A 12,244-nucleotide genomic window follows, 5' to 3' on the forward strand; every position below is an offset into this window, starting at 1 on the left:
GTGGGAGCGAGCCTGCTCGCGAAGGTGGTGTACAGGCTGGCTATGAATTCCAGGGCGAGCTGCGGATCACTTCAACGAAGTTCATCGGCTTGAACCCCGGCTCCTGATCCCTCAGCACGTCGGTCTTCACATTGCCGAAGGTGGTTTGCGGACGATGCCGCAAGCCGTCGGCGAAGGCGCAGATGATGCATTCCTTGAAGCCTTCCCCCCGGGGATGCGCATGCGCCACTGCGTCGCGCTGTGCGGCGGGGAATGCGGCGTAATCCATGCCCAGCACGTCCATCTCCACGCCAGCGGTCACCAGGGCGACGTTGGGGCGCAGGTGCTTCGGCACGCCGGGCGTGGTGTGCAGCGCGATCGACAGCCACACTTGCTCGATGTCGTCATCGCTCAACCCGTAGGGCTTGAGAAACGCTGCGGCGGCATTCGCGCCGTCCACCTCGAAACGCTCATCGTCGCTGCGATAACCTTCGACCAGCCCGATATCGTGGAACATCGCGCCGACGTAGAGCAGCTCCGGATCGTAAGCCAATTGCTGGCGTTGGCCGCTCAACGCGCCGAACAGGAACACCCGGCGGGAATGGTGGTACAGCAGGTCCGATTCAATGTCGCGAATATATTCGGTGGTGGCCCGGGCGAGGGCGCTGTCGGGGATCTGGATGCCGGCGATGCTGTTCATGCTGCTCTCCTCTTCGCGGTGCGCCGTGGCGGCGCTGAGGTTCCAGTCTGTTCGCCGGGGTATGGCGCAGCAATCGCGCCATGGCTGCGATTACGGCCAATGAACTCAGGTTTCATGCCATCTGGCTTCTGCGCGCCGGATTGGCTAGGGTTCGGTGGTCAATCCGGACAGGTCAGCCAGAATCATGGAAAAATCCGTCGCCATCGTGATATTCACAGGCGCGCAGTCCCTGGACGTCAGCGGCCCCATGGATGTGTTCTGCGAAGCCAATCGCTTTCTCGCCGCCCAGGATCGCTATCGGCTGGAAGTGATCGGCGTGGAGCGGGGTGCGACGTCGTGCTCCAACGGAATGTCCCTCAATTCCCACTGCCATTTCAGCGAAGCGTCAGAGGCGTACGACCTGTTGCTGGTCGCGGGCGGGCCGCAATTGCCGTTCATGGACTTTGGCCCGGCATTCAATGCCTGGCTGCGCGAGGCCTGCTCACGGGCGCGGCGCTTCGGTTCGATCTGCAATGGCGCGTTCATGCTGGCCCGGGCGGGGTTGCTTGATGGACGGACCGTCACCACCCATTGGGGCGATGCGTCGGCGCTGGCGCAGATGTGCCCCTCGACCCGGGTCGAAGCCGATCGGCTGTACGTGCAGGACGGCGAACTCTATACCTCGGCGGGCGTTACGGCAGGCATCGACCTGTCGCTGTTCCTGCTGGCGCAGGACCACGGGCCGGACGTCGCGCTGAACGTTGCCAAGCGGCTGGTGGTGTTCACCCAGCGTTCAGGCGGTCAATCGCAGTTCAGTCCATTCCTGGCGCCCCATGCCGAGCCGACTTCCACCGTGGCCCAGGTCCAGGCGTACGTGCTGGCGAATCTCAACGCTGACCTGGGCATCGCCGACCTCGCCAACGCGGCGAACATGAGCCCACGCAATTTCTCCCGGGTGTTCAGCCGGGAGGCGAAGGTCACGCCCGCGGAGTTCGTCGAGCAGGCCCGGGTGGACGCGGCGCGCGTGATGCTGGAAAGCACTCGGGCACCGCTCAAGACCGTGGCGTACCAATGCGGCTTTCGCGATGCCCAGCACATGCGCAGCGTATTCAATCGGCGGTTGGGCGTGACGCCGCAACAGTTCAGGTTGAATTTCGCCGCGATGCTTTGAGTTTATTTTTTCAGTGCGTCGTGGGCCTCCAGCGCACGCAGGGAATAGATATAGGCCGCGCCGGCATTCAGCGAGACCGCCGTCGCCAGGGTCGCGGCGATTTCTTCGCGGGTCGCGCCGGCCTTGATCGCGGCGTCGGTGTGTACGCCGATGCAGCCGTCGCAACGGGTGGTGATCGCCACGGCGATGGAGATCAGCTCGCGGGTCTTGGCGTCGAGCACGTCGTTCTCGGCGGCGGCTTCATCCAGGGCCATGTAGGCCTTGACCATTTTCGGATTGCTTTTGCCCAGGGCGCCAAAGGCGCTCTTGATGGTAGGCAGCAGCTCGGACCAGTTATTGAACATTGCATGGACTCCTTTGGGATAAACGGGTTTGGGCCCTTGTAGTCTTGACCATCAATGGCGATCGGGCCTGCTCGTGCTCGAAAAGATTTACTCCGCCCTGGCGGGCAACAGCTTCAACGTGCCGTGGGTGTTGGCTGTGACCTCTTCTTCGGCCAGGTGCGCCTGGTGATACAGCCCCTCGATGTAGGCTTCGGCCTGGTCCTCGTAATGCTTGTCGAACGGCACGCCGCTCTGGCCCACGGGATTGATGGTGACGCTGTGGGCCGGGTCGGCGAAATCGATGATGCGCCGGGTGGAGGGACCATAGGTCACCGGCCAAGGCGCCGGACCGATCCTGGCCGAGAGGTTGTTCGGCACTTCATGGGTGCCGGGGGCGGCGAATGGGCCGACGTTGAAGATTCGTTCCAGCGGTTTCTGCTGGCCCAGCGGATGGCCGTGGGTCAGGGTGTGAGCCTGGCCCCACTGCCATTGGCTGGCATCCTCGCCCAAGGTGGCCTTCAGGTGTACCAGGGTTCGGTGCCAGGCCTTGATGACCATGTCGGCACGGGTTTCGGTGCCCAGCGTCGAGCGATCGTCCCACCACGGCGAGTCCTTGGCGGCGGCCAGGCGCGGGAGCGCGGCGTCAATCACGCGGGTCGACAGCGCGGTGTCGAAGAAACTGTCCCCCAGTTCATCGCGCAGGGCGACGTCGGCCAGGTCAAACAGGAACTGGTTGAACAGCGTGGCGCTGACGGAGTCCAGCGGGTAGTCGCCCTTCCATTCAGCCAGTTGCTCCACCCATTTGCGTTCCTGCGGGTCGTTGACCGCTTCGCGCAGGATCGGCAACAAGGGCGCGAGCAGGCGCGGACCGTAGGCGGTGGCGGTGCCCAGTTGCAGCTTCTGGGTGGTCTGGATGTCCCATTTGGCCTGCTTCTCACTCAACTCCCGGTCGAGTTGCTGGCCGCGGTCGGCGAGGTTGTAGTAGCCGGGAATCTCGATCCCGCTGGCCGCCACCGGTTGGAAATTCGCCGAGAGGATGTAGCCCCGGGCCGGGTTCTCTTCCTGGGGGTTGCTGCTGAAAGGGTAGAAACCGTCTTTATCCGCTTCGGTGCTGCCGCCGTCGAGGATGAAACCTGGCTTTACACCCACCGGCCGCTTGGGCAATTGGGCCGCGGCCCACCAGCCGATATCGCCCTTGGCATTGGCCCAGACCACGTTCAGGCCGGGTGCGTGGATCTTGGCCGACGCGCCGCGAGCCTTCGCCAGGGTATCGGCGCGGTTGAGCTGGTAGAACGCGTCGAGGATCGGGTTGCGACTTTCCAGGTATCCCCACCACATGGCGATTGGCGTCTTGCCGGCGTTGGCGCCGAGGGCATCGTTGACGATCGGTCCGTGGGGCGACTGGCGCAGCACCAGGGTCACGGGCGCCTGGCCCTTCACCGCGATCTGTTGTTCGCTGCGGGTCATGTCCACCCATCGGTCGCGGTACCAGACCTGTTCGGGGTTGTCCGGGTTGACCTTCTCGGCCACCAGGTCCAGGTCGTCGTTCTGGAACATGGTGATGCTCCAGCCGAAATCCTTGTTCATACCCAGTGTGGCAAACGGCAGTAGGGCCTGATATTGGCCGTAGAGTTCGAACCCCGGTGCGGACAGGTGCGCCTCGTACCACACCGACGGCGCGGAAAAGCGGATATGCGGATCGCCGGCCAGCAACGGCTTGCCACTGTGGGTGCGACTGCCGGAGACCGCCCAGGCGTTGCTGCCTTCGAACTGCGGCAGGCCGTTGTCGGCCAAGGCCTGCTCGCTCAGCCGTGCGAGGGCGTTGAGGTCTTTCCAATCGCTGGCGGTCAGGGTCGAACCACTGGTCGGGCCCTGTTGCAGCACGCCTTGGGGCTGCCAGTCGAGATCGAAGATGTTCAGGTAGTCGGCACCGAGCTGGTCACGCACGTAGGTCAGCAAGGGTTCGGTGCGAAAGGCCGCGGCAAAGCTGTAGGCCATGTAGCCAACGATGCTGGCAGTGTCTTCGGCGGTGAAGGGGCGCTTGGGAATGCCCAGCACATCGAACTCCAGCGGCCGGGTGTGGGTTTGCTGATAGGCGTTGATGCCGTCCAGGTACGCCTGCGTCGCGATCCAGGCCGGCGATTGTCGATCCTGCTCGGCGACGTAGCTGGCGGCGCGCTCGCGAATGCGCAGGCTGCGCATCAGCTTGTCGGTGTCGAGCAGCTTGGGCCCGAGGATTTCCGCCAGTTCGCCCCGGGCGAGGCGGCGCAGGATTTCCATCTGGAACAGCCGGTCCTGGGCATGGACATAACCCAGGGCGCGGTACAGGTCGGTTTCGTTTTCGGCGCGGATGTGCGGCACGCCACGTTCGTCGTAGCGCACGGTCACCGAGCCTTGCAGCCCCTGCAACTGCACCGTGCCCTGGCGGGTCGGCTGCTTGCTGTAGAGGTAGCCGCCCGCGACGATGATTGCGGTGACGATCAGCGACAGGAAGGCGACGAGGGTGCGTTTCATGGTGGATCCTTATTCGAGTGACAGCGGTCCCATGATCTTGCTGCTGATTCCCTGTTTAACATGCAACCGCGTCCCGGTGCATCGTTCCTCGGTGGGATTTTCCTTTCAACCGAATCGCCCACGGCGAGGGCGCTTGGCCTGTAGGAGCTGGCGAAGCCTGCGATCTTTTGATCCAGATTCAATGGGTAGTGAAAAGATCGCAGCCTCGCTTCGCTCGGCAGCTCCTACAGAGCTCAGTGGGAGCAAGCTTCCTTGCCACGGGAAAGCAGGGAGTGTGAGCCGGAGTGTCGCGAGGGCTGGCCACAGGAGAATACCCGTGGCCAGCGAGGAGGGAAGGATGCCGGACCGTCTGGCGATGGCCCGGCGTTTTTTCAGCTTGGTCGGGTGGTGGGCGTGGCTTCGGTGGACGGTCCGCCCTGGGGTCGCGCTTCGCCGCGTTCTGCCAGTTCCATATTGTCGCCCGCCTTTTTCGGCCTCGTTACCACCCCCTTGGCAAAGTCAGCGGTGATGTTCAGCGCGGAAAGGGTGCTTTGCGGAACCACCTGGGTCAGGCCCCGGGTGACGTGATAGGCGTTCTCGAGGTTGCGGGTCAAGCCCTCGGTCTGGGTATGGGGCAGGGTGTCGCGGTTAGGGTTGGTAACGTTCTGCCACGGTACCTGCGCTCGCTTGGTCAGGTCGTCCGTGCCATCGCCCAATGCTTTATTTTCCAGCGGTGCCGCCACGCTGTTGGCGAAGAATGGGAGCAGCGTCAGGCCGGAGGAGAAGAAGGTCGTGACAATCTGCTCCATTTTCTCCCGGACATCGGGATTTTCACCCACCGCGGCGGCGTCTCCGACCCCGGTGCGCATGGCGATCCCCGGACCGACACCGACGATTCGGTTGGTCAAGTCGCTGACATTGGCCATGCTGATCGGGTTGAGCTTGCCAGTCGCTTCGGCAAACGCCTTGGGCAGGAGTTCTTTCCATTCGCGGTTTTCCTTCGTGACGCGATAGGTGGGGATCTGCTCGTCGCCGTGGGTCTGGGCATATTTGGCCACCGCCTGGCCGCCCGCCATGAAGGTGCCGCCCACTGCCGAGGCGACGCTGCGAGCCGCGATGCCAGAGGCGTTGACGGACGTGAACTGGTCTATCGTGTCCCGTACCGCATGGGCCGCGCCGAAGGCGAGGTAACCGGTGAAGTCGCCGCTCATGGTGCCGAAGTTGTTGGCGTTCTGTTTCAGTTTGAAATCGGCTCGCTTGTCGCTCTGTGTCGCGTCGAGAGTGTCACGTTGGGCGTTGGCAACCCGCCGTCCGTTCACGGTGATGTCCTGCAGGGCCTTTGGGTACACGGCCAGCGGGTCGACCTTTTCCAGCCCCCTGCCGATGGTCTTGTCGACGACGACTTGGATAAACGGGCGCAGACCGTCGCTGATTACCTTGTGGGCGGTACCAAGGACGGTTGATGTCGCCGCCACATGTTTTCCAAAGGACTGATCCGCCATCGCCTCGTCGATCGCCGCCGTGCTTGCGCCGAAGTGTCCGGCAGACGCGAAGCCCTGGGGGATCCCCGCGTCGGCAAAGACGGCCAGGCCCGTCACGAAGCCGCTGTGGGTCTTGAGTTCGGCCACGTAGTCCTGGCGTCCGACATTCTTCAGCGCGGTGTCGAGCACTTCGTTTTTCTTCGTGGCTTTTGCCAGTTCGCTTGTGGTACCAGGCTTGTCGTCATCTTTCTTGAGGAACTCGCCAAGCTCATCCCGGACCTCACGCAACTGGCTCAACTCGTCGTTCGCCTTGTCTCGGTCGGCCTGGGGCAGGCTCTCGTTGCTCGCCGCTTGTTGCGCGTGCTCGATCCGGCTTTCCATGAACCTGTTCAGTCGCTGGGGCATGTCTTGCGCCATGGCTTGCGTGACGCCTTTTGCATAACCACGGAAGGCTTTATGGCTGCTCTCCAGCAGCTTGCGATCGTCTTCTCCCGGGGTTTGGTCGATCACTTCCTGGCACAGCGAGTGATAGGCGCCGAGGGTGTTACCGACGCGCTCGCAATGCTTGTCCCAGACGGCTTTGAAACCGCCGCTTTCTTCCCTATCGGCCTCGTTCTTTGCGAGGTACTCGTTGAAATCCTTGACGAATGCTTCGGTTTCCTCGTGGCCGGACAGCATTGGATGAGGCGTGCCGCCAAGTTCGGCAAGGTGCTTTTGTATGTCCTGATAGCTTGTTCCTGGCGCGTAGCTCAGTGCTTTGCCTTCCAGGCTCATATGCGCTCGTGCAAAGCCGATGGGGTCCTTTTCGGGATCCTTTTTTCCAAGCCTGCTGATCATCCCCTGCAGACGCTCTTGTTTGACCTGGAGCGTTTCCTGGGTCTTGTCGGCTGCCTTTCCTTCAAAGTGATAAGGCACCAGTGGATTGGTGGAAGGACGCACTTGCCCGGCCAGGCTGGTGCCCACCGGCGTGATCCGATCATCCTGCTGCTGGTGCAATGGCGCCGAACTTGAGGTGGCGCCTGCTGATACTGCTGGCATGTCTGTTCTCCTTTCCTAGATCGACAGGGCGTTGTTGAGCCCTGTACTGCGCGGGGTGGGTTTTTGCTGGGCGGGCTTGGCGGCTTGGCTTGGGCTGGCGCCGTCGAAGAAGTAGCCCTCCCGCCAGATCAACGCCATATCGGCGGCACCGCCCATCAGCCCGAGCAGGCGCTCGGCGCTGAGGTTATCCAGGGGGACGTGGCCGATCAGGATCACCTGTTCGCTGTCGCGGTTGTACGACAGCGACGGGCAGAACGCGCCGCTCAGCAGGTACAGGTTGGTTTCCAGCAGCCGTTGCATGACCGCTTCGCGATTCGCCACGGGCAACGGCCCGAAGCCGCAGTAGATGAACACGTCTCCCTCGCCCACGCCGGGTGTGTGCTTGAGGGAAAAATCGACTTCCTTGACCGACAGGTTTGCCTGTTCGTAGAACGCTGACGGGGTAGGAATCATCGTGAGTTCGCAGAGCTGATCGATCAGCTTGCAATAGGTGGGTGACGCCATGATTGACCTCGCATTGTCATCCAGGCACCGACGAGCGCCTGCTGCCCCTGTTGAGTGACACCTGCGCCATTTCGGTTCCACACCACCGCGTGGAACCGCTGGCCGGTGATCCGCCACCCAATGGCGCCACCTCATTCAAGGTTGACCGCCCATGTCCCGATCACTTGCACTTCCGCCGGCCCTTCGATTTGTCCCCAAAGGGTTGTCCATGCTCGCCGTGGGAACCTTGCTGTACGGGTGCCAACACCTCGAACCACAGCTGACCATCGGCGATCGTTTTGCCAATGAGCCGTATCGCGCCCAGTTGCGCTGGCTGGAGCCGGCACCCACCGACACGATCATCGAGATTGCCGAGTCTTCCTCGCAAAGCGGTAGCGGTGGCAGCCTGTGGGCTCGGATGCGCCAGGGGTTTTCCTTGCAGGCCAAGACCCAAGGGGTGGCGCGTATCGACGAACAACGCCGCTGGCTGATGGAGCGCCCGGCGTTTCTCACCCAGACCGGACGCGCCGGCAGCCGTTACTTGCACTTCATCGTCGGGGAACTGAACAAGCGCAACATGCCGCTGGAGCTGGCGTTGCTGCCGGCGATCGAGAGCGGGTTCAACCCCAATGCGCAATCGCCTGCCCAGGCCTTGGGGCTCTGGCAGTTCATTCCCGCCACGGGTCGTCGTTATCAGTTACAACAACGCGGCGACTACGACGAGCGTCGAGACATTCCGTCGTCCACCCGGGCGGCCCTGGATTATCTGTCCTACTTGCACGACTACTTCGACGGCGACTGGCTGCTGGCGCTGGCCGCCTACAACGCCGGGGAAGGGCGGGTGCGCGACGCCATCACCCGGAACCGCGCGCGTGGCCTGGCGACCACTTACTGGAACCTGTCGTTACCCGGAGAAACCCAGAACTACGTGCCACGGTTGCTGGCGCTGTCGCAGTTGGTCAACGCGCCTGCGAGCTACGGCGTGAGCCTGGCGCCGATTGCCGACCAGCCGTACTTCCAGATGGTCGCGTTGGCGCAACCCGTGGACCTGGCGCAACTGGCGCAGTTATCCGGCGTCCATGAACGCGAGTTGCGCATGCTCAATCCGGCCGGGCGCGGCCGGGTCAGGGGCCGTCTGCTGATGCCGGTGGACGCGTCGCGCAGGTTGCTGGCACAACCGGACATGATCGCCAAGGCGGCGTTGCCTCGGGCAAGTGGTGATGAGCAAGTCGCTGCGTCTCCGGACGCCGGTGTGGCCGAGCCGCAGGTCGCGGAGGTGGTGCCGCCGCCGGGGGTTTGAGCGGGCTGTGCAATGAGTTGCCGATATTCAATCCGTGGCGAGGGAGCTTGCTCCCGCTGGATTGCGCAGCAATCCCATTCGTTTGATGGGCGCTTCGCACCCAAGCGGGAGCAAGCTCCCTCGCCACGGATCCAGCGCCGGGTGTCCGGTTCAGAGACACCCCATCGCCACATTCGCCAGGCCGCGTGCGCGTGGGTCCATCAAGACGTAGGAGCCAATGGTGTTGCAGGCAAAGCCGAACGCCACGCCGCGCTCGGGGTCGGCAAAACCGATGGTGCCGCCGGCGCCCATGTGGCCAAAGGCGTCGGGTCCCATGCCGTAACTGCCGTTCGCCACGTCCGACTGGTTGAGCATGATGCCCAGGCCGAACCGCGTCGGTGTCTGGATGGTCGGGTCATATTCGGCGCTGTGCTCGCGCAGCATTTCGTTGAGCAGTGGCGATTCCAGCAGTCGCCCGTCGAGCAGTCCTGCGTAGAATTCCGCCAGGCTGCGGGCGTTGCCGTGACCGTTGGCTGCCGGCTGGGTCATGCGCTTCCAGCCTGGTTCGTTGCTGCGGCCCAGTACCATCGGCGGGTTGGCGAAGGCCAGCGCGCTCATCGCTGTCGGCTCGGTGAGCACATACTGCAGGACTCGACCAAAGGCTTCATCGTCGACTTCATCCTTGGTACGGGCCATGTAGGCGCAGCGAGCGATGGTCGCGTCGTCCAGGCCGATATGAAAATCCAGCCCGAGCGGCACCGCCACCCGCTGGTGGATGCTTTGCGCCGGGCTCACGCCATCCACCCGGCGTAGCAGCTCACCGAGAATCCAGCCGAACAGCAACGGTGAATAGGTCTGTTGTTTCCCGGCATCGACCCAGGGTTGTTCCTCGGCGATCAGGTCGATCATGGTGTCCCAGTCGTAAAGGGTTTCCGGCGCGAGGGGCGTGCGCAGCGCCGGCAGCCCCGCGCGGTGGCAGAGCACTTGCCGCACGGTCGTCGAGTCTTTGCCGGCGCTGGCGAATTCGGGCCAGTAGCGGCAGACCGGTGCGTCCAGGTCCAGGCGTCCTTCGCCGACCAGTTGCATGATTGCCACGGCTGTGAAGGGTTTGGTGCAGGAAAACAGGTTGAGCAGGGTGTCGTGCTGCCAATGGCTGTCCGGTTCCGGCCCGGCGATTCCGGCCCACAGGTCGATCACCGTCTCGCCTTCGATCTTGAGGCACAGGGCGGCGCCGCGTTCGAAAGGGCTTTGCATCAATCCGGTGAAGGCCGCTTTGACCGGTTCGAAGCGTGGGTCGCAGTGGCCGTGGATGGCGGGTGAGTGTGTCATGTCAGTTCCACGCAGGGTTGGGGGTCTTCCTTGAGTGACGGTGGCTGGGGAAACGGTTCACTGGCCTCTGGGGGAGCATTCAGTCGGGATGTTGTTGATTGGGTACATATCCATTGCTGCGGTCACGGCGGCTTATGGTTCCGCCCTTACGGCGGGTCACTTTTTTCAGACGCCAAAAAAAGTAACCAAAAAGGCTTGCGGGTATGACTCAGGTATGACTCACCCACATGGGTTACAAATCAGTTCACGCACATAGGTAACAGTTTTTAACTGGCAGGGTCGGTTTTCGAGGATCTGACCATGCCATGGCGAGAGCTGAAACCTATGGACCTGAAACTGCTGTTCATTGCGGACTACATCAAAGGCCCGCCCAGCTTCAGTGCGCTTTGCCAGGCCTACGAGATCAGTCGCAAGACTGGCTATAAATGGGTCGAGCGCTATGAGAGGGAAGGGCCCGCCGGACTGGAAGAACATAGCCGTCGTAGGCTTGCCCGCGAAGGCGGCCTGACAGCCGACCTGGTTTTTTTGCCGTACTCCGATCCCATTGTGGGAGCGAGCTTGCTCGCGAAGGCGGCCGTTCAACTTGCATCGATAGCCACTGATCCACCGCCGTCGCGAGCAGGTTTTTTTCATAGGGATCTTTTTGGGTGCCCCCCGCCACTCAGGAGCAACGATGCCTGCCCCCGGAGAATGTCCATGCCCTACGAGCGTACCCTCGACCTGAACAGCGACGCCTTTCGCGGCGAGGCTTATCGGCATTATGCGGCGTTGCGCCAGGCGTCCCCGGTGTTTCTCAGCCAGCCCGAAGGGCAGTTGCCGATGTGGTACGTCACCGGTGCCCGGGAGGTCGAGGAAGTGCTGATGGACAGCGAGCGCTTCGCCCGCGATCCGTCACGGATCGATCCGCAGTTCGCGGCGATGCTGGGGGGCGAGCAGTCCATCGCCTTCCTCAACGACCACATGCTCAACCGTGACGGGGAGAGTCATCGTCGGCTGCGTCGGCTGGTCAACAAGGCGTTCACCTTGAAGGCGGTGAACGCCATGCGGCCGCGTATCGAACAGATCGCCGAGTCGCTGCTGGACGCCGTTGGGCCAAGCGGGCAAATGGACGTGGTGAGCCAATATGCCTTCCCGCTGTCGATCACCGTCATCGCCGAACTGCTCGGCGTACCTGCCCAGGACCGAGACGATTTCCGCCGCTGGTCCCACATGATCGTCCGGCAAGTGGGCCACGACCTGAGTGAACTGCAACGCTGCTACAACGAATTCGCCGGCTACATGCTCGCCTTGATCGACCGGCGCCGGGCCTACCCGGCCGATGACTTGGTATCGGCCCTGGCCCAGGTCGAGGAAGAGGGCCGCATGCTCAGCCGAAGCGAGTTGTGCAGCATGATTGCGCTGCTGATCATCGCCGGCCACGAAACGTCGGCGTCGATGATTGGCAATGCCGTGCACACGCTTGTGCAGCACCCCGAAGCGCTGGCTCGGTTGCGTGATGAGCCGGCACTGATGCCCGACGCAGTCGAGGAGTTCCTGCGCTATGACTCGTCGGTGGAGCGGGCAATGGTCCGCTTCGTCACTCGGGACACTGAATTGGCCGGGCAACATCTGCGACGTGGACAATTTGTGGTGGCGGTGGTGGGCTCGGCCAATCGCGACGAGGCGATGTGTGCCAATCCTGAACGGCTGGATATCACCCGCCCGGCCTGTCCGCACATGTCGTTCGGCAAGGGCACGCATTATTGCCTGGGTGCATCGTTGGCCCGGCAGGAATTGGACATTGCGTTGAACACCTTGCTGTGGCGCTGCCCGGGTCTGCGATTGGCGGTTGATCCAAGTGCTGTGCGCTGGCGTTATGTGCCCAACTTCAGGGGACCGGATGCGTTGCCGGTGTGCTGGTCGGTGGATTGAGGCGAACCAGCAAGCTCGCTGGGCTCTGTAGGAGCTGGCGAAGCCTGCGATCTTTTGATCCGTTGATCCGTTGATCCG

9 protein-coding genes and 1 pseudogene are annotated in these 12,244 nt (G+C 62.9%); 4 read left to right on the forward strand and 6 right to left on the reverse strand.

Features of this window, described 5'->3' with window-relative positions; genetic code table 11:
• Positions 1-40: 40 nt before the first annotated feature.
• A complete protein-coding gene (locus OC610_RS11720; protein ID WP_264427910.1) occupies positions 41-679 on the reverse strand; it encodes an HD domain-containing protein in 639 nt (212 codons plus the stop codon).
• Between the two features lie 184 nt (positions 680-863).
• Between OC610_RS11720 and OC610_RS11725 the strand changes: the two genes are divergently transcribed.
• Positions 864-1,829, forward strand: a complete 966-nt coding sequence (locus tag OC610_RS11725; RefSeq protein WP_264427911.1) for a GlxA family transcriptional regulator — start codon at positions 864-866, stop codon at positions 1,827-1,829.
• A 2-nt stretch (positions 1,830-1,831) separates the two neighbouring features.
• Here OC610_RS11725 and OC610_RS11730 read toward each other — a convergent pair whose 3' ends face one another.
• The 4 genes from OC610_RS11730 to OC610_RS11745 form a co-directional block, all read right to left on the reverse strand.
• Positions 1,832-2,173, reverse strand: a complete 342-nt coding sequence (locus OC610_RS11730; protein ID WP_003206631.1) for a carboxymuconolactone decarboxylase family protein — start codon at positions 2,171-2,173, stop codon at positions 1,832-1,834.
• A gap of 87 nt (positions 2,174-2,260) precedes the next feature.
• Positions 2,261-4,666, reverse strand: a complete 2,406-nt coding sequence (locus tag OC610_RS11735; protein WP_264427912.1) for a penicillin acylase family protein — start codon at positions 4,664-4,666, stop codon at positions 2,261-2,263.
• A 371-nt stretch (positions 4,667-5,037) separates the two neighbouring features.
• Positions 5,038-7,164, reverse strand: coding sequence for a type III effector (locus OC610_RS11740; protein ID WP_264427913.1), 2,127 nt, complete (start codon positions 7,162-7,164; stop codon positions 5,038-5,040).
• Between the two features lie 15 nt (positions 7,165-7,179).
• Complete coding sequence (locus OC610_RS11745; RefSeq protein ID WP_264427914.1) at positions 7,180-7,668, reverse strand: type III secretion system chaperone family protein; 489 nt, start codon at positions 7,666-7,668, stop codon at positions 7,180-7,182.
• Between the two features lie 208 nt (positions 7,669-7,876).
• Between OC610_RS11745 and OC610_RS11750 the strand changes: the two genes are divergently transcribed.
• The gene (locus OC610_RS11750) at positions 7,877-8,947 is read left to right on the forward strand and encodes a transglycosylase SLT domain-containing protein (RefSeq protein WP_264427915.1); all 1,071 of its coding nucleotides are present in this window, start codon (positions 7,877-7,879) and stop codon (positions 8,945-8,947) included.
• A 150-nt stretch (positions 8,948-9,097) separates the two neighbouring features.
• Here OC610_RS11750 and OC610_RS11755 read toward each other — a convergent pair whose 3' ends face one another.
• Positions 9,098-10,255 carry a serine hydrolase domain-containing protein gene (locus OC610_RS11755; RefSeq protein WP_264427916.1) on the reverse strand — a complete coding sequence of 386 codons (1,158 nt, stop codon included), beginning with the start codon at positions 10,253-10,255 and terminating at the stop codon, positions 9,098-9,100.
• 300 nt (positions 10,256-10,555) lie between these two features.
• On the opposite strand from OC610_RS11755, the pseudogene OC610_RS11760 reads away from it, so the two are divergent.
• Together OC610_RS11760 and OC610_RS11765 are read left to right on the forward strand one after the other, a co-directional pair.
• Positions 10,556-10,753: pseudogene (locus OC610_RS11760) on the forward strand (helix-turn-helix domain-containing protein); the annotation flags it as partial.
• A gap of 198 nt (positions 10,754-10,951) precedes the next feature.
• Positions 10,952-12,166 carry a cytochrome P450 family protein gene (locus tag OC610_RS11765; RefSeq protein ID WP_264427917.1) on the forward strand — a complete coding sequence of 405 codons (1,215 nt, stop codon included), beginning with the start codon at positions 10,952-10,954 and terminating at the stop codon, positions 12,164-12,166.
• Positions 12,167-12,244 lie beyond the last annotated feature (78 nt).

Origin of the sequence: Pseudomonas agronomica (genome assembly GCF_025917275.1) — a bacterium.
GTDB classification, from domain to species: domain Bacteria; phylum Pseudomonadota; class Gammaproteobacteria; order Pseudomonadales; family Pseudomonadaceae; genus Aquipseudomonas; species Aquipseudomonas agronomica.

Excerpts from the sequence above, each read along its gene's own strand:
- OC610_RS11720 (WP_264427910.1), bottom strand. The coding sequence starts at position 679 with ATGAACAGCATCGCCGGCATCCAGATCCCCGACAGCGCCCTCGCCCGG.
- OC610_RS11725 (WP_264427911.1), top strand. The coding sequence starts at position 864 with ATGGAAAAATCCGTCGCCATCGTGATATTCACAGGCGCGCAGTCCCTG.
- OC610_RS11730 (WP_003206631.1), bottom strand. The coding sequence starts at position 2,173 with ATGTTCAATAACTGGTCCGAGCTGCTGCCTACCATCAAGAGCGCCTTT.
- OC610_RS11735 (WP_264427912.1), bottom strand. The coding sequence starts at position 4,666 with ATGAAACGCACCCTCGTCGCCTTCCTGTCGCTGATCGTCACCGCAATC.
- OC610_RS11740 (WP_264427913.1), bottom strand. The coding sequence starts at position 7,164 with ATGCCAGCAGTATCAGCAGGCGCCACCTCAAGTTCGGCGCCATTGCAC.
- OC610_RS11745 (WP_264427914.1), bottom strand. The coding sequence starts at position 7,668 with ATGGCGTCACCCACCTATTGCAAGCTGATCGATCAGCTCTGCGAACTC.
- OC610_RS11750 (WP_264427915.1), top strand. The coding sequence starts at position 7,877 with ATGCTCGCCGTGGGAACCTTGCTGTACGGGTGCCAACACCTCGAACCA.
- OC610_RS11755 (WP_264427916.1), bottom strand. The coding sequence starts at position 10,255 with ATGACACACTCACCCGCCATCCACGGCCACTGCGACCCACGCTTCGAA.
- OC610_RS11765 (WP_264427917.1), top strand. The coding sequence starts at position 10,952 with ATGCCCTACGAGCGTACCCTCGACCTGAACAGCGACGCCTTTCGCGGC.